We start from the raw sequence: 16788 nt of genomic DNA, 5'->3' as shown, positions 1-16788 counted from the left end.
TGTCACGAGCGGTTCGTGCCGCGGGTCTGCCGCGCGACGTCCTGCACCACGTCCACGAGCTTGCCCGTCCGCGCGAAGACGGCGCGCTGCCGGGCCGCCCCGGTGCCGTGCCGGCGCAGCCCGGCGACGAGGTCGGTCACCTCGTCGAGGTCACCGTGCCGCTCCAGGGCCGGGCGCAGCCGCGCGACGAGCTGGTCGAACAGGTCCCAGGCCGGCCGCAGCTCGCCGTCGGTCAGGTCGACCCCCTGGCCCTCCAGCCCGTCGTGGGACGCGCGCCAGTGCGCGGCGACCAGCAGGTGGTGGTCGGTGCGCACGGCGGGCCGGCCGTGGGCGATGTCGTGCATCGCCGTCGCCACCATGGCCCGGACCAGGGCGGCGACGAGCACCGCGTCGTCCACGGACGGGCAGACGTCACCGATGCGGATCTCCACCGTCGGGTACTTGGCGGAGAGCCGGGCATACCAGTACAGCATCCCCTCGTCGAGCATCACGCCGCTGGAGATGAGCTGCCGGATCAGCCGTTCGTAGTGCTCGTGCGACTCCAGGAACGGGGTGGGCGCCACCGACGGCCAGCGCTCCCACTCCACCGAGCGCCAGCTCGCGTACCCGGTGTCCTCGCCCCGGGAGAAGGGGGAGTTGGTGGTGACCGCGTGCAGCACCGGCAGCCAGGGCCGCACGTGGTTGAGCACCTGCACCCCGGTGTCCGGGTCCGGCACCCCGACGTGCACGTGCATGCCGTTGTTGCCGGGGCCGGGAACCAGCAGGCGGAACCGTTCGATCATCCGGTCGAAGCGGGGCTTGTCGACCACCGGCGGCACCGGCCCGTCGACCGGCCCGGTGCCGATGGCGAGCAGCCGTACGCCGGCCCGCTCGGCCGCGTCGGCGAGGGCGGCCCGCAGCACGCCGAGGGAGTGCCGGATCGAGGACAGCTCCAGGCCGGGCGGGCTGCCGATCTCGATCTGGCTGGTCTGGAACTCCCGCTCCACCTGACCGCGTAGTTCCGGCGGCACCTGCTGCATGACGAGGTCGACGGCGGGCACCGCGGCCCCGGTGTGCGGGTCGACGAGCAGGAACTCCTCCTCGACACCCACCGTGAGCAGATCATCGCTCGCCTCGCCCGCAGCGTTCGGAGCCTGCGCCACCTGGCCGGTCATCGCCACCACCGTCCGTCCGCGCCCGGCGGCGGTCCGTCCGCACCGGGTCGGTCAGTGGTTACCCAGGGTGCGCGGGCGGGAAAACGCGGCCCGGCGTGTCGCGGGGCTCGCCGCCGTCGCCTCCCGCACCGGTACGCGGATTTGGGCGGGCTGTGGCGAGAACGCGTCGGGTGGCGTGACAGCGGGTCCTAGGCTGGGCGGCGTGCCGGGACTGCTGGGGATCGTGTGGGGGGCGTGGGCGTACGCCCACGCCCACGCCCACCTGACCCTGGTCGCCGACCGCCCGGCGGGGCTGCTGGCCGGGGCCGCGCTCGCCGCCGTGGCGCTGCTCGCGGTCGCGCTCGCGGCACATCCGGCCGGCGCCGTCGACGCGCCCCGGGCGGGGCGCGCCGCCGCCCTGCGCGCCCGGGCCCGCCGTCGCCGCGTGTCGCGGCAGGTCGATCCGGACGCCGCCGGGCGGCCACGCCCGCGCGCCCCGGGGGCGCACCCCTCGGCCGCGTAGCAGCACCGCGCGGCCGATTCCGCCGTCATCCGCCCGTGCGGCGGGCTGTCCCGCCCACCGCAGGGGCCTCCGGAATCGGACCGAGGGGTCTCACCCATGCTCGCCTTCGCACCTCTGCACGACGCCGTCGGCGCCGCCGGCCGCGCGCTCTCCTGGTTCACCGCCCTGCTCGAACCGCTGGCCGGCGACGCGGCCACGGCCGCCGCCGTCGTCGTCCTCACCGTCGTCGTGCGGTTGCTGATCTCGCCGCTGACCCTCGCGCAGGTCCGCGGGGAGCGGCGTCGTGCGGCGCTCGCCCCCGAGGTCCGCGAGCTTCAGCGGCGGTACGCGGACGACCCCGCCCGGTTGCAGAGCGAACTCTTCGCGCTCTACCGGGCGCACGGCGCCAACCCGGTGTCGGGCTGCCTGCCGGTGCTGCTCCAGGCGCCGGTCCTGCTGGTGATGTACCGGCTCTTCACCACCGCCGAGGGCGGCACGGGTCTGCTCGACGAGCGGTTGGCGGGCGTGCCGCTGGGCCACCACCTCGGCGACGGCCTGGGCGGCGGCGCGCTGCCGCTCTTCGGTGCCCTGCTGGCCGCCCTGCTCGCGCTGGCCTGGTGGACGTCGCGGCGGATGCGGCGCGCGGCGGCGGCGACGGGGACGGTGGCCGGCACGCCGACGCAGGGGCCGGGCGCGGCGGTGCTCGGCCGGCTGCTGCCGCTGCTGCCGTACACGACGGTGCTGGTGGCGGTGGTGCTGCCGCTGGCCGCGGTGCTCTACCTGGTCACCACCACCGGCTGGTCGGCGCTGGAGCAGGCGGTGCTGCGTCGACCGGGGCCGGCTCTGGACAAGAACAGTTAACACTCCTAATAATAAGCCTCTATGTCGATGTCGGTGGATGCCACCGCAGTGTGGAGGACGTCGTGAGCAGATCGAGGTCTCTGGTGTTGACGCTGGTCGCGGCCGTGGTGGCGGCGCTCGGCGCGGTGTGGGTGGCGATGCCGGCGTTCGCCGCCGGGGTGAGCGCCAGCTTCGTCAAGACGGCCGACTGGGGAGCGGGCTGGGAGGGGAAGTACACGATCACGAACGGCGGCGGGTCCACGGTCGACGGCTGGAGCGTCGCCTTCGACCTGCCGGCCGGCACCACCCTCGGCAGCTACTGGGACGCCCTGCTGACCTCGTCGGGGCAGCGGCACACCTTCACCAACCGGTCCTGGAACGGCAGCATCGCCCCGGGCGCCTCGGTCTCGTTCGGCTTCCTCGGCGCCGGCCCGGGTTCCCCGGCGAACTGCCGGCTCAACGGCGCGTCGTGCGGCGGCGACACCCCGCCCACCACGCCGCCCCCGACGACGCCGCCCCCGACGACGCCGCCCCCGACGACGCCGCCGCCCACCACGCCGCCCCCGACGACGCCGCCGCCCACCACGCCGCCCCCGACCACCGGCCTGCCGAAGCACATCCTGACCGGGTACTGGCACAACTTCGACAACCCGGCCGTCGAGTTGCGGCTGCGTGACGTGCCGGCCGAGTACGACGTCGTCGCGGTGGCCTTCGCCGACGCCACCGCCACCCCCGGCGCGGTCGGCTTCGCGGTCGACCCCGGCCTCTCCGCCGCGCTCGGCGGCTACACCGACGCCGACTTCTCCGCCGACGTGCGTACCCTCCAGGCCCGGGGCAAGAAGGTGATCATTTCGGTCGGCGGCGAGACCGGCCGGGTGGCGGTCAACGACGCCGCCTCCGCCGCCGCGTTCAGCGACAGCGTCCACGCGCTCATCCAGCGGTACGGCTTCGACGGCGTCGACATCGACCTGGAGAACGGGCTGAACCCGACCTACATGGGCCAGGCGCTGCGCTCGCTGCGGGCCAGGGTGGGCGCCGGGCTGATCATCGCGATGGCCCCGCAGACCATCGACATGCAGTCCCCCGGCGGCAGCTACTTCAAGCTGGCGCTCGACATCAGGGACATCCTCACCGTCGTCAACACCCAGTTCTACAACTCCGGGGCGATGCTCGGCTGCGACCGCAACGCCGCGTACCCCCAGGGGACGGTGAACTTCATCGTCGCGCTGGCCTGCATCCAACTGGAGGCCGGGCTGCGCCCGGACCAGGTCGGCCTCGGCCTACCGGCCGGCACCGGCGCGGCCGGCGGCGGCGTCGTCGCACCCGCCGTGGTGAACGCCGCGCTGGACTGCCTGGCCCGGGGCACCAACTGCGGCAGCTTCCGCCCGCCGCGCACCTACCCGGGCATCCGTGGCGCGATGACCTGGTCGGTCAACTGGGACGTGACCAACGGCAACGGCTTCGCCCGCACGGTGGCCCCCCACCTGGACACCCTTCCCTGAGCCGTCACCCTCGCCACCGCCTCCCCTCGCCCCCGGGCGGGGGAGGCGTGCGGCGGGTCAGTGGGGGGTGCTGGCGTGGTCGTGCTGGCGGGAGCGGCGGCGGCGGGACTTCTTGACCGCCCACAACGCGATCATCACGACGAAGATGGCGATGATGCCGTAGTCGAACCACTTGCTGTACTGCTCGATCTGCTGCCAGCGGGAGCCGAGGGCGTAGCCCAGCCCCACGAAGAGCGCGTTCCAGATGCCGCTGCCCAGCGTGGTGAACGCGATGAACTCCAGCAGCGGCATCCGGTTGGCCCCGGCCGGGATGGAGATCAGGCTGCGGACCACCGGCATCATCCGGCCGAAGAGCACCGCCCAGCGGCCGTGCCGCTCGAACCAGCGGTCGGCCTTCTCCAGGTCGTCGAGGTCGACCAGGGGCAGCCGGTCCAGCCAGCGCTTGAGCCGGTCCTCGCCGGCCGCCGCGCCCAGCCAGTAGAGGACGAGCGCCCCGCCAAGGGAGCCGGCGGTGGCGGCGAGCCCCACCACGACCACGTTGAACCGGCCCTCGCTGGCCAGGTAGCCGGCCATCGCCAGGACGATCTCGCTCGGGATCGGCGGGATGATGCTCTCCAGGGCGACCAGCAGGGCCACCCCGAGCGCGCCGGCGGCGTCGATGATCCCCGCCACCCAACCGGTAAGGCCACCGAGTTCGGTCGGGTCGACGTTCTCGGCGAGTGCCATCGCGATCCTTTCGGCCGGTACCGGGATCAGGTCTATCTACCCCGCGACCGGGCCGCCACACCTGCCGGTGAGTGGGGCCACCGGTTCACTCCTGCGGGTGCAGCGCCGCGTCGGCCGGCCCGCGCCGCCACCCGGTGAAGCGGACCCGCAGCCCAGCCCGGGTGGGGGAGCAGCAGTAGGGGCCGGCGCTGGCCGCCGCCTCCGGCGCGAGCGGGGCGAGCCGGACCAGCCGCCACGGTTCGTCGTCGGCCCTGGCCCGTACGGTGAGCGCGTCCCCGTCGCGACTGACCCGGATGCTGACCCCGCGCCCCGCCCACGTCGGCACCGGGGCGACCGACCAGTCGGACACCTCGCGGGTCACCACGGCGCCGACCTGCGGCTGGCCGTCGCTGAACTCGACGCCGGCCTTGACCCAGTTGCGCTCGTCCACCCGCACCAGCACGCCGGCCTGGTCGAACTGCCGGTCGTAGTCGAGGTGGAAGTCGACCTCCATCGCCTGGCCGGCGGGCAGTGGCGCGAGCAGCGCCGGGGCGTCGTCGTGCACGAAGCCGTACGACGTGTGCCGCCACAGGTCGCTGCCGCCGGCCGGCTGCACCAGCAGCGTGCCCGCCGCGGCGCCCTCGGCCCGCACCGGCTCGTTGCACCACTCACCCTCGGACCAGTCGACCGTTCGCTGTGCGTCACCCATGCGGCGACGGTACCGGTGCCGCTCCGCCGCCCGCTGTGCCGTGCCGCATCGACGCCGGTCATATTTCACCTGACTTGACTGGTTCCGGGATCGCGCCGAAGGTGGGCATCGACCGGGGTCGGGCATGTTCGTCTATGCCTTGGCGGTCTTCCGGTGCCGACAGGACCGAGCGAAGGGCGTGGCGTGACGGGAATAGTGGTATGGAGGAGGCTGCGGGCGCTGATGGTCGCCGCCGTGGTCCTGGGTGGGCTCGCGCTGGTGCCGGCGCAGCCGGCGTCCGCGCAGGTCGGAGCGATGATCCAACCGGTGGGCGGGCGGGTCACCGGGGTGCTGTCGAGCAGGTGCGGCAGCATCGACAGCGATCACTACGGGGTGGACATCGCGGGAAACAACGGGATGGCGATCGGGGCCGCCTACCCGGGCACCGTCGTCACCGCCGGTTGGGTCTCCGGTGGGGGCAACATGGTGACGGTCTCCCACGCCGGCGGCTACCAGACCAGATACCTGCACATGATCCAGCAGCCCTCGGTCGTGGTCGGGCAGCAGGTCGGGCAGGGGCAGTTGCTCGGGTACGTCGGCAGCACCGGCAACTCCACCGGCCCGCACCTGCACTTCGAGATCCGGCGCCACGGCGCGGTGTACAACATCGCCCCGGCGTACTCCTGCGGCGGCACGGTCACCAAGGGTGCGGTCATCAACCTGTCGTTCCCGGACCTGGCACCACCGGCCGACCCGGTCCTCGACCGGTTCGCGTTCGTGAGTTCGGCGGGTGTGTTGTACGCGAAGGACGGCGCGTACTCGTCGTGGCAGGCGGTGAATGCCGGTGGGGCGTCGAAGGTGGCGCTCGGCGGCAACTGGATCGGCTGGGTGCAGGGCGGCAACTTCTATGTCAAGGACGGCGTCTACGGCGAGTGGCTGACGCTGGCCGGTGGTGGGCAGGTGCGCGACATCGCGGTGAGTGGTAACCGGTTCGCGTTCGTGAATTCGGCGGGTGTGTTGTACGCGAAGGACGGCGCGTACTCGTCGTGGCAGGCGGTGAATGCCGGTGGGGCGTCGAAGGTGGCGCTCAGCGGCAACTGGATCGGCTGGGTGCAGGGCGGCAACTTCTATGCCAAGGACGGCATCTACGGCGAGTGGCTGACGCTGGCCACAGGTGGGCAGGTGCGCGACATCGCGGTGAGTGGTAACCGGTTCGCGTTCGTGAATTCGGCGGGTGTGTTGTACGCGAAGGACGGCGCGTACTCGTCGTGGCAGGCGGTCAATTCCGGTGGGGCGTCGAAGGTGGCGCTCAGCGGCAACCGGATCGGCTGGGCGCAGGACGGCAACTTCTACGCCAAGGACGGCATCTACGGCGGCTGGCTCGCCCTGGCCACAGGCGGGCAGGTCAGCGACATCGCGGTCAGCGGTCACGACTGGTTCGCGTTCGTCGGCGGCGGGAACTTCTTCGCCAAGCAGGGCATCCATGCCGGGTGGCTGACGATGGGCAGCGGCGGGCAGGTCGGCGACATCGACATCACCACCTGACGGACGACGCGTCCCCACCGGGCGGCGAGGGGCACGCCCGCGCCGCCCGGTGGGCGTCGAGCCGTCCGGCCCCGGGGTTTGCCGCGGGCCGGGATCGGAGACATAAGCCAGACATGGCTGACAGGTGGTACTCGGAGGCGGTCGTCTACTGCCTCGACATCGACACGTACGCGGATTCCGACGGCGACGGGGTCGGTGACATCCGGGGGCTCATCGGCCGGCTGGACTACCTCGCCCGGCTGGGTGTGACCTGCCTCTGGCTGCATCCCATCCACCCGTCGCCCAACCGCGACGACGGCTACGACGCGACCGACTTCTACAACGTCGACCCGCGCTTCGGCACCCTCGGCGATTTCGCGGAGCTGCTGCACCAGGCGCAGAACCGCGGCATCCGGGTGATCATCGACCTGGTCGTGAACCACACCTCGGACGAGCACCCGTGGTTCCAGTCCGCCCGTTCCTCGCCCGACTCGCCGTACCGGGACTGGTACGTCTGGTCCGACCACGAGCCGAGCGACCGGTACCAGGGCATGGTCTTCCCCGGCGAGCAGCACGAGACCTGGAGCTACGACCGGACGGCCAAGGCCTGGTTCTACCACCGGTTCTACAAGTTCCAGCCGGACCTGAACTTCACCAACCCCGCCGTCCGCGAGGAGATCAAGAAGATCGTCTCGTTCTGGCTCCAGCTCGGGGTCTCCGGTTTCCGGATGGACGCGGTGCCGTTCATCATCGAGCTGACCGAGCCGGGCAACCCGAACTCGCCGAAGGACTTCGAATACCTCACCGAACTGCGCCAGCACGTGCAGTGGCGCCGGGGCGACGCCATCCTGCTCGCCGAGGCCAACGTCGAACCCGACCAGTTGCCGACCTTCTTCGGCGACGGCGGCGGCTCGGGCAACCGGCTGCACATGCTCTTCGACTTCATGCTCAACGGGCGGCTGATGCTGGCCCTGGCCCGGCAGGACCCGGAGCCGATCATCGAGGCGCTACGGGACACCCCGGCACTGCCCGAGGGCGGGCAGTGGGCCACCTTCCTGCGTAACCACGACGAGATCGACCTCTCCCGGCTCACGGCCGAACAGCGCAACCAGGTGTACGCGGAGTTCGGCCCGGACGAGGACATGCGCATCTACGACCGGGGCATCCGCCGCCGGCTCGCCCCGATGCTCGGCAACGACCGCCGCCGCATCGAGCTGGCGTACGCGTTGCAGTTCTCGCTGCGTGGCACGCCGGTGCTGCGCTACGGCGAGGAGATCGGTATGGGCGAGGACCTGTCGCTGCCCGGCCGGGAGGCGATCCGTACCCCGATGCAGTGGTCGTTCCAGCCGAACGCCGGCTTCTCGACGGCCGACGCGGAGAAGCTGGTCCGCCCCGTGATCGACAAGGGCGAATTCTCGTACGAGAAGGTGAACGTGACCGCCCAGCGCAGCGACCCGAAGTCGCTGCTCGCCTGGTTCGAGCGGATGATCGGCACGCTGCGCGAGGCCCCCGAGGTGGGCTCGGGCTCGACCACCCACATCGACGTGGCGATGCCGCCGGGGGTGCTGGCGCACCGGGCCGACGGTCCGACCGGCACGATGGTCTTCGTGCACAACCTCGGCACCGACGACGCCGAGCTGGACCTCAGCACGCTGGAGCCGGAGGCGAACGGGCCCATCGACGTGCTGGCCGACCGCAACTACGGCGACGTCGGCAAGCTGGACCGGCTCAAGGTGGCCGGCTACGGCTACCGGTGGATCCGCCTCTGCCGGGGGCGTGGCGTGTAGGGGCGGTCAGGGCCAGCCGCCCAGCGGTCCGCGCCCGGCCGGCACGGCGTACGGCTGGGTTAAGCTCCTTCGATCGAACGCAGGTTACCGGGAGGTAGGCATGTCGGAGGAGCAGCGGGTCGCGATCGTCACGGGCGCGGCGCGGGGGATCGGGGCGGCCACCGCCCGCCGGCTGGCCGCCGACGGCCTCGCGGTCGCCGTGGTCGACATCGAACGGTCGGCGACCGCGGAGACCGTGGACGCCATCACCGCCGCCGGTGGCCGGGCCTTCGGCGTCGGCGCCGACGTCGCCGACCGGGCCCAGGTCGAGGCGGCCGTACAGCGGGTCGCCGCCGAGCTGGGCGCACCGACCGTACTGGTCAACAACGCCGGCGTGCTCCGCGACAACCTGCTGTTCAAGATGAGCGACGCCGACTGGGACACCGTCCTGGGGGTGCACCTGCGCGGCGCGTTCCTGTTCAGCCAGGCCGTCCAGAAGCACATGGTCGAGGCGCGGTGGGGCCGGATCGTCAACCTCTCCAGCACCTCCGCGCTGGGCAACCGGGGCCAGGCCAACTACTCGGCGGCGAAGGCCGGCCTCCAGGGCTTCACCAAGACCCTCGCCATCGAGCTGGGCCCCTTCGGCGTGACCGTCAACGCGGTCGCGCCCGGCTTCATCGTCACCGACATGACCGCCGCCACCGCCGCCCGGATGAAGGTCGACTTCGAGGCGTTGCAGAAGCACGCCGAGTCGGAGATCGCGGTGCGCCGGGTCGGCCGCCCCGAGGATGTCGCCCACACCATCGCGTTCCTGGCCAGCGAGGGCGCGTCCTTCGTCTCCGGCCAGGTCGTCTACGTCGCCGGCGGCCCCAAGGACTGACCCCCGCGCAACGCCCCGGCGGGCGCCGCCCGCCGGGGTCAGGCCGGCTCGGCGCGGGTGCGCCAGAGCCAGAGCAGGCCGAGCACCGGCAGGACCAGCGGGATGTAGCCGTACCCGCTGCCGAACCGCGACCAGACCGTCTCGTCGGGGAAGAGTTCCGGGTCGACGAGGCTGAGGGTCCCCACACCGAGCACCCCGACCAGCTCCACGGCACAGCAGGCCAGGGCGACCCGCCGCCCGGCGGCACCGGCCCGGGCCAACCCCACCGCCGCGACGATGTAGATGGCCGCGGCGAGAGCCGAGAGCGAGTACGCCACGGGCGCCTCGTCGAACTTCGTGGCGATCTGGAGGCCGGCGCGGCTCGTCGCGGCGATCGCGAAGATCAGGTAGACCGCGATCAGCAGCCGTCCCGGACCCGCGTTGGTGCGCATGCGTTCCCCGGCGCGTACGTCAGCCACCCAGCACCTCCCACGTCTGCTGGAGCCGTACGACGACCACCGGCGTGACCAGGCAGACCGCGCAGACGATCGCCGACCCCCAGCGCGTGGGCTCCATCCGGGCCAGCACCCAGGCCAACGGCGGCAGGCAGACCACCGTCGCCACGTACCCGAAGAAGGCCCCCGGCTCGTCCGGCCGCTCGCCCCCGCCGAGGGCGACCAGCGCCACCACCGTGAGCGCGAGCACGGCCGCCTCCACCACGGCCAGGCCGGCGAACTGCAACCGGTCCGGTGCGCGATGGCGCAGCGTGGCGACCAGCGCCCAGGCGGCGACGAGGAGCGACGACACGATCGAGGCGGTCGCGAGCAGCCCGTCCACCGGCGAACCCGCCGTGGCTGCGCTGGTCATCGGGGCCACCCTGGGCGCGGTTCGGTCACCGGCACAGCCTACTAACCCGCGTAGTACACCCCGCCACCCGCCGCCCAGGGGCACCCGGCGGCCGTACGCGCGGTTGCCGGGGGCTTCGTCGGGTCGTGCGGGTGGGCGGCGCAACGGGCGACTAGCGTGTACTCCGGCCGTGGGTGCGGTGGTATGACGACGACGTGGGGGTTCGCGTGGTGCGGTTCGGGTTGTTCGGTACCGGTCACTGGGCGGCGGAGACGCACGGCGCGGCGCTGCACGCGCACCCGGAGGCCGAGTTCGCCGGCGTGTGGGGCCGGGATCCGGGCAAGGCCGCCGCCCTGGCCGACCGCTACGGGGTGCCGGCGTTCACCGACGTCGACGCCCTCGTCGAGGCCTGCGACGCGGTCGCCGTGGCGCTTCCGCCCGACATCCAGGCCGACATCGCGGTCCGCGCGGCGACCGCCGGCCGGCACCTGCTGCTGGACAAGCCGCTCGCGCTGAGCGTCGCCGACGCCGACCGGGTGGTCGACGCCGCGCAGGCGGCGGGCGTCGCCTCGGTGGTCTTCTTCACCGGCCGTTACCAGCCGGACATCGCCGCCTTCCTCGCCTCGACGGCCGCCGCCGGCGGGTGGCACACCGCCGAGGCCGTCCGCTTCGGCTCCATCTTCCAGCCCGGCAACCCGTACGGGGCCTCGCCGTGGCGGCGCGAGCACGGCGCGCTGTGGGACGTCGGGCCGCACGCGCTGTCGATCGTCCTGCCGGTGCTGGGCCGGGTCACCCACGTCGCCGCGATGGACGGTCCGCGCGGGATCGTGCACCTGCTGCTCCGCCACGACGGGGGCGCCACCAGCACGGTGTCGCTGACCCTGGACGCCCCGCAGGAGGCGGTGAGCCGCAAGTTCGTCTTCTACGGCGAGAACGGCGTCGAGACCGTCCCGGCCGGCGAGGGCGACCCGGCGACCGCGTTCGGGGTGGCGATCGACCAGTTGCTGGAGGAGATCGCCTCGGGCACCCGGGACCACCGCTGCGACGTGCGGTTCGGCCGCGAGGTCGTCGCCGTGCTCGCCGCCGCCGAGACCGCCCGCGCCGAGGGCCGCACCGTCGACCTGCCGCGCTGAGGGGGGCGGCAAAAGCGGTAGCCCCGCCCGGGGCAGCGGGGCTAGGGTCGCCGCATGTACGCGCACGCACTGATCGAGGGGGCCGTCACGTCGGCCGCCTCCGGGCCGCTGCTGGTGGCCCGCCCGCGAGTCCGGCGTCCGGCCCTGGCCGGCGCGACCCGCGACTGACCCCGCACCGCACCCGCGGCGCCCCCGCACCGGCTGTCCCGGGCGGCGCGCCGCCCCCGCCACGCTCCCGGGAGCCGTCCCGGGGCTGAGCGCCGCCCCGCCGGCGCCGCCCCGCCCGCCACCGGAAGAGTGGCGGACCGCCGTGCGCCACCACACCCGCGTTCCGCGTCCCGCCCAGGGCCGTCCGAGTCCCCGACCACTCGGACAGGCCCCGCTCGCGGCTGCCTGTCCGTCCCGTCGCCGTCGGCGACAGACAGGACGACGACCCATGGCACCCCGCCGTACCCGCGCGACCGAACGCGACCGGTCCCGTCGCGTGCTCTCCCAGAACTTCCTCGCCGACCCGGCCGCCATCGCCCGGGTGGTGCACGCCGCCCGCCCCGGGCCCGACCGGCTCCTGCTGGAAGTGGGCGCCGGCCGGGGACAACTCACCCGGCCGCTCGCCGCCCGCTGCCGGCACCTGACGGCGTACGAGGTGGATCCGGCCGCCGGCACCGAGCTGGCCCGGGTCTGCGCGGCCCTGCCGAACGCGACGCACCGGCAGGTCGACTTCCTGACCGTCGCGCCACCGCCGGAGGAGTTCGACGTGGTCGGCAACATTCCCTGGTCGCTGACCTCGGCCGTGGTGCGCTGGTGCCTGACCGCGCCGGGCCTGCGGGCGGCCACCCTGCTCACCCAGTGGGAGTACGCCCGCCGGCGCAGCGGCGACTACGGCCGGTGGACCCGGCTGACCGTGCTGACCTGGCCGGAGTACGGCTGGCGGCTCGCCGGGCGGGTCCCCCGCACCGCGTTCCGCCCGGTGCCGGGGGTGGACGCCGGAATCCTGCGCGTCGAGCGCCGGCCGGAGCCGCTGCTGGCCGTGGGGGCGCTGCCGGCGTACCGCCGGATGGTGGAGATCGGCTTCGACGGGGTCGGCGGCTCGCTCGCGGCCTCGCTGGCCCGCCACCACCCGCGCGCGCGGCTGTCGGCGGCGCTGCGGGCGACCCGGCTCGACCCGGCGACCCCGGTGGGGCACGTCTGGCCCGAGCAGTGGCTGGTGCTGTTCCGGTTGCTGCACGCCCGCTGATCTCGGCGCCGGCCGAGTCGCCGCAGGCGCGGTTCGGCCGGTTCGCGGCGCGGCCCGGCGGCCGGTACGCGGGCCGCCGGGCCGCACCGGTCTCCGCTCAGGCCAGCGTGTCCAGGGCGTCGCTCAGCTCGGCCGGCGAGGCGAACTCCTCCACCGGGAGGGCCCGCAGCGTCTGGAGCGTCTCGGTGCTGACCCCGTTCTCCTGGCCCCAGCGGACGAGGTCCTCCCGGGAGACCGGGTAGTCGAGCCCGGCCAGGTACTCCCGCAACTGCACGCCGGTGACGGTCATGCCGCCCGGCTACCCGCTCAGCCCGTCGGCACACCGCGCGGCGGGGTCCGGCCGGGCCGCCCACGCGCCGACCGCCGATCGACGGCCGGCGGTTTGCCCGGCGACGCGCCGGGTAGCCGCCCGCCATGCTGGTTCAGCGGCTCGGCGCGCCGAGCGACTTCGACCCGTTGCTGGAGCGCGCGCGGGACGCCCGGATCGTGATGATCGGCGAGGCGACGCACGGCAACCACGAGTACTACCGGCTACGCGAGCAGCTCACCCGCCGGCTGATCGCCGAGTGCGGGTTCTCCTTCGTCGCGGTGGAGGGGGACTGGCCCGACTGCGAACGGGTGCACCGTTCGGTGACCGCCGCCCCGGGCGGGGCCGCGGAGCCGCGTACCGCGCTGGAACGCTTCGAGCGGTGGCCGACGTGGATGTGGGCGAACGCCGAGGTCGCCCGCTTCTGTAGCTGGTTGCGGGCCTGGAACATCGAGCGGCCCGAGGGTGCCCGGGCCGGCTTCCACGGTCTGGACGTCTACAGCCTCTGGGAGTCCATGCAGGCGATCTTCGACTACCTCGGCGAGGAGGACCCGGCGTCGCTGGAGGCGGCGCAGGACGCGTACCGCTGCTTCGAGCCGTACGGCAAGCGGATCGAGGAGTACGGCGCGGCCAGCCGGTTCGTCTCCGCCCGCTGCGAGGAGGAGGTCGTGCGGCTGCTGGCGCGTACCCGCGAGCAGGTCGTCGCGGACGGCCCGGACAGCTTCTCGGCCTGGCAGAACGCGGAGGTGGTGGCCGGCGCGGAGCGCTACTACCGGGCGATGGTGCGCGGCGGGCCGGAGTCGTGGAACATCCGGGACACGCACATGGCGGACACGCTGGACCGGCTGCTGGAGCGCTACGGCCCCGGCGCGCGGGGCATCGTCTGGGCGCACAACACGCACATCGGCGACGCGCGGGCGACCGACATGGCCGCCGACGGCATGATCAACATCGGCCAGTTGGCCCGCGAGCGGCACGGGGCCGACGAGGTGGTCCTGGTGGGCCTCGGCGGCTACCGGGGCACGGTGACCGCCGCGCCCCGCTGGGGCTCGCCGGCCGAGGTGATGGCGGTGCCGCCGGCCCGTCCCGGCTCGGTCGAGCACCGGCTGCACGAGCTGCTGCCGGAGCGGGCCGTGCTGGTCTTCGGCGGCGACGACGAGCCCGGCTGGGTCACCGGGACCGCCGAGCACCGCGCGATCGGGGTGGTCTACGACCCGTCGTTCGAGTCGTGGGGCAACTACGTGCCGACCCGGCTGGGGGATCGCTACGACGCCTTCGTCTGGTGCGACGAGACGACCGCCCTGCAACCGCTGCCCGCCCTGAGCGCCCCGGGCGAGATGGAGACCTACCCGGCCGGCGTCTGACCCACCGACACCCGGGGTGGCGGGCGGTCGAGGCCCGGTTCGGCGACGACTGACCGGTCGACCGGAAACGGGGCGGGCCCGCCCGGCGTCACTCTCGACGCCGGGCGGGCCCGTCGGCGCGACCCGCCACCGGGGCACGCCCTCAGCCGCGCGGGCCCACCGCCGCCTTCTCGTCGAGGTGGGCGCGCAGGCCCTCGCCCTCGATGTCGACGTTGGGCAGGGCCTTGTCGAGCCAGCGCGGCAGCCACCACGCCCGCTTGCCGAGCAGCGACATGACCGCCGGCACGATGGTCATCCGGACCACGAAGGCGTCGATCGCGACCCCGATGGCGAGCGCGAAGCCCATCGACTTGATGACCGGGTCGTCGAGGAAGACGAAGCCGCCGAACACCGAGATCATGATCAGTGCGGCGGCGGTCACCACCCGGGCGCCGTGCCCCATCCCGTTGATCGTCGCCTGGTGCGCGGTGTCGCCGTGCACGAAGTCCTCCCGCATCCGGGAGACCAGGAAGACCTCGTAGTCCATCGCCAGGCCGAACAGGATGCCGATCAGCAGGATCGGCAGGAAGCTGACCAGCGGGCTGGGCGTGTCCAGACCGACCAGGTCGGCGAGGTGGCCCTGCTGGAACACCGCCACGGTGATGCCGAAGGTGGCGGCGACGGTGAGCAGGAAGCCCAGCGCGGCCTTGATCGGCACCAGCAGCGAGCGGAACACCAGCATCAGCAGCAGCACCGACAGGCCGACCACCAGCAGCAGGTAGACCGGCATGGCGTCGGAGAGCTTCTCGGACACGTCGATGCCGACCGCGGTCGCCCCGGTCAGCAGCACGTCGACGCCGGGAAGCCCGCCCACCGCCCCCCGGACGTCGTTGACCAGGGTCTCGGTGGCCTCCTCGGTCGGGCCCGTCGTCGGCACCACCCCGAGCAGCGCGGTACGACCGTCGGGGCTGAGCTGCGGCGGGGCCACGGCGAGGACGTTGTCGGTGCGCTGGATCAGCGCGGTGACCTGCGGGATCGCGGCCGAGGTCGCCTGCGGGTCGTCCCCGGCGACCACCACCGCGAGCCGGCCGGTGAAGCCCGGCCCGAAGCCCTCGGTGATCAGGTCGCTGGACTCCCGGGCCGGCGAGCCGACCGCCGCGGTGGACGGGTCGGGCAGCGCGAGCCGCATGTCGGGCGTGGGCAGTGCGAGCAGCCCCAGGCCGACGACCCCGACCAGGATGGCCGGCACCCGGAACCGGGTGACGAGGCGTGCCCAGCGGAACCCGAAGCCCGACCGGTCCTCGGCCGCCTCGGCGGCCTCGACCGTCCGCTCCGTGCCGTCGCCGACCTGCACCGCCGAGCGCAGCTTGCGGGGCAGCACCCGTCGGCCGGCGAAGCCGAGCAGGGCCGGCTGGAGCGTGATCGCGACCAGCACCGCGACGGTGACCGTGCCGGCGGCGGCCAGACCCATCACCGTCAGGAACGGGATGTTCACCACGGCCAGTCCGGCCAGCGCGATGACCACGGTGGCGCCGGCGAAGACCACGGCCGACCCGGCGGTGCCCACCGCGCGGCCCACCGCCTCCTCCGGTTCGACCCCTTCGATCAGGTTCTGCCGGTAGCGGGAGGTGATGAAGAGCGAGTAGTCGATGCCGACCGCGAGGCCGAGCATCAGGGCGAGGATCGGCGCCGTGCTGCTCAGGTCGACCACGCTGCTGATCGCGAAGAGGCCGGCCATGCCGACGCCCACGCCGATCAGCGCGTTGAGCATGGTCATCCCGGCCGCCACCAGCGAGCCGAACGTGATCACCAGGACGATCGCGGCGACCGCGACACCGATGATCTCGGTCGAGCCGATCTCGGGCACGGCGCTGAGCACCTCGCCGCCGGGCGAGACCTGCCAGCCCTGGGCCTCGGCCCGCTCACCGACCCGCTCGTACGCGTCCCGCTGGGTGTCGGTCACCTCGTCGGCGCCGGTCGCGAACTGGACCTGGACCAGCGCGTACCGGCCGTCGGGGGAGACCGCCCCCACCTGGAACGGGTCGACGGCGCCGACGACGCCGGGCAGCGTCGTGGCCTCCTGGGTGATCTCCTTCACCACGGCCTGCCCCTGCGGGCTGGCGAGCGCACCGTCGGTGGGCGCCTTGACGGCGATCGTGCCGGTCGCGCCGCTGGCCGCCGGGAACTGCTCGGCGAGCAGGTCCAGGGCGCGCTGCGACTCCGTGCCGGGCATGGTGAAGTTGTCGGCTATCGGGCCGCGCAGGGTGCCGGCGGCGAGGCCGAGACCGGCGAGTACGACGAGCCAGATCGCCGCGACGAGTCGCCGCCGACGCATCGAGCCCCGGCCGAGCCGGTAGAGCAGGGTGGCCATGAGTTCCTTGTCCTCGGTCGTGGATGGTGTGGGAA

General features: G+C 73.6%; 15 protein-coding genes and 1 pseudogene. 9 read left to right on the top strand and 7 right to left on the bottom strand.

What is annotated here, in order from left to right; genetic code table 11:
* Positions 1–2: 2 nt before the first annotated feature.
* Positions 3–1154: a carboxylate-amine ligase gene (locus ACQ452_RS23480; RefSeq protein ID WP_433387368.1), complete on the bottom strand. Its 1152-nt coding sequence runs from the start codon at positions 1152–1154 to the stop codon at positions 3–5.
* Positions 1155–1356: 202 nt separating this feature from the next.
* On the opposite strand from ACQ452_RS23480, the gene ACQ452_RS23475 reads away from it, so the two are divergent.
* The 3 genes from ACQ452_RS23475 (at position 1357) to ACQ452_RS23465 (ending at position 3977) form a co-directional block, all read left to right on the top strand.
* Positions 1357–1656, top strand: a complete 300-nt coding sequence (locus ACQ452_RS23475) for a DUF6412 domain-containing protein (protein WP_433387366.1) — start codon at positions 1357–1359, stop codon at positions 1654–1656.
* 96 nt (positions 1657–1752) lie between these two features.
* Entirely contained in the window at positions 1753–2496 is a 744-nt protein-coding gene (locus ACQ452_RS23470; RefSeq protein WP_433387364.1) for a YidC/Oxa1 family membrane protein insertase, read from the top strand.
* A 62-nt stretch (positions 2497–2558) separates the two neighbouring features.
* The gene (locus ACQ452_RS23465) at positions 2559–3977 is read left to right on the top strand and encodes a chitinase (protein WP_433387363.1); all 1419 of its coding nucleotides are present in this window, start codon (positions 2559–2561) and stop codon (positions 3975–3977) included.
* Positions 3978–4034: 57 nt separating this feature from the next.
* Here the strand turns inward: ACQ452_RS23465 and ACQ452_RS23460 are convergent, their stop codons facing one another.
* The gene (locus ACQ452_RS23460) at positions 4035–4703 is read right to left on the bottom strand and encodes a DedA family protein (protein ID WP_433387361.1); all 669 of its coding nucleotides are present in this window, start codon (positions 4701–4703) and stop codon (positions 4035–4037) included.
* Positions 4704–4788: 85 nt separating this feature from the next.
* Entirely contained in the window at positions 4789–5391 is a 603-nt protein-coding gene (locus ACQ452_RS23455) for a DUF1349 domain-containing protein (protein ID WP_433387360.1), read from the bottom strand.
* A gap of 183 nt (positions 5392–5574) precedes the next feature.
* On the opposite strand from ACQ452_RS23455, the gene ACQ452_RS23450 reads away from it, so the two are divergent.
* The 3 genes from ACQ452_RS23450 (at position 5575) to fabG (ending at position 9540) form a co-directional block, all read left to right on the top strand.
* Positions 5575–6915: a M23 family metallopeptidase gene (locus ACQ452_RS23450; RefSeq protein ID WP_433387359.1), complete on the top strand. Its 1341-nt coding sequence runs from the start codon at positions 5575–5577 to the stop codon at positions 6913–6915.
* A 113-nt stretch (positions 6916–7028) separates the two neighbouring features.
* Complete coding sequence (locus ACQ452_RS23445) at positions 7029–8681, top strand: alpha-amylase family protein (protein WP_433387357.1); 1653 nt, start codon at positions 7029–7031, stop codon at positions 8679–8681.
* Positions 8682–8781: 100 nt separating this feature from the next.
* Positions 8782–9540 carry a 3-oxoacyl-ACP reductase FabG gene (fabG, locus tag ACQ452_RS23440; protein WP_433387355.1) on the top strand — a complete coding sequence of 253 codons (759 nt, stop codon included), beginning with the start codon at positions 8782–8784 and terminating at the stop codon, positions 9538–9540.
* Here fabG and ACQ452_RS23435 read toward each other — a convergent pair.
* Together ACQ452_RS23435 and ACQ452_RS23430 are read right to left on the bottom strand one after the other, a co-directional pair.
* Positions 9513–9998: pseudogene (locus tag ACQ452_RS23435) on the bottom strand (hypothetical protein). The gene fabG and the pseudogene ACQ452_RS23435 overlap by 28 nt on opposite strands.
* Positions 9991–10386 carry a hypothetical protein gene (locus ACQ452_RS23430; protein ID WP_433387353.1) on the bottom strand — a complete coding sequence of 132 codons (396 nt, stop codon included), beginning with the start codon at positions 10384–10386 and terminating at the stop codon, positions 9991–9993. The pseudogene ACQ452_RS23435 and the gene ACQ452_RS23430 overlap by 8 nt, the downstream one beginning before the upstream one ends.
* Positions 10387–10592: 206 nt before the next feature.
* Between ACQ452_RS23430 and ACQ452_RS23425 the strand changes: the two genes are divergently transcribed.
* Together ACQ452_RS23425 and erm are read left to right on the top strand one after the other, a co-directional pair.
* Positions 10593–11498 (top strand): Gfo/Idh/MocA family protein, encoded by a 906-nt coding sequence (locus ACQ452_RS23425; RefSeq protein WP_433394368.1) that lies wholly within the window; start codon positions 10593–10595, stop codon positions 11496–11498.
* Positions 11499–11934: 436 nt separating this feature from the next.
* Positions 11935–12732: an ErmE/ErmH/ErmO/ErmR family 23S rRNA (adenine(2058)-N(6))-methyltransferase gene (gene erm / locus ACQ452_RS23420; RefSeq protein WP_433387351.1), complete on the top strand. Its 798-nt coding sequence runs from the start codon at positions 11935–11937 to the stop codon at positions 12730–12732.
* A gap of 97 nt (positions 12733–12829) precedes the next feature.
* Here the strand turns inward: erm and ACQ452_RS23415 are convergent, their stop codons facing one another.
* Positions 12830–13021, bottom strand: a complete 192-nt coding sequence (locus ACQ452_RS23415) for a DUF2795 domain-containing protein (RefSeq protein WP_433387349.1) — start codon at positions 13019–13021, stop codon at positions 12830–12832.
* A 125-nt stretch (positions 13022–13146) separates the two neighbouring features.
* Here ACQ452_RS23415 and ACQ452_RS23410 point away from each other — a divergent pair, with 125 nt between their 5' ends.
* Positions 13147–14403 carry an erythromycin esterase family protein gene (locus ACQ452_RS23410; RefSeq protein ID WP_433387348.1) on the top strand — a complete coding sequence of 419 codons (1257 nt, stop codon included), beginning with the start codon at positions 13147–13149 and terminating at the stop codon, positions 14401–14403.
* A gap of 142 nt (positions 14404–14545) precedes the next feature.
* Here ACQ452_RS23410 and ACQ452_RS23405 read toward each other — a convergent pair whose 3' ends face one another.
* Positions 14546–16753, bottom strand: a complete 2208-nt coding sequence (locus tag ACQ452_RS23405; RefSeq protein ID WP_433387346.1) for an MMPL family transporter — start codon at positions 16751–16753, stop codon at positions 14546–14548.
* Between the last annotated feature and the right edge of the window lie 35 nt (positions 16754–16788).

Source organism: Micromonospora sp. KLBMP9576, from assembly GCF_050941805.1.
In the GTDB taxonomy this organism is placed as follows: Bacteria; Actinomycetota; Actinomycetes; order Mycobacteriales; family Micromonosporaceae; genus Micromonospora.
The sequence above is the reverse complement of the archived record's forward strand: the minus strand, read 5'-3'. Positions and strand labels throughout refer to the sequence as shown.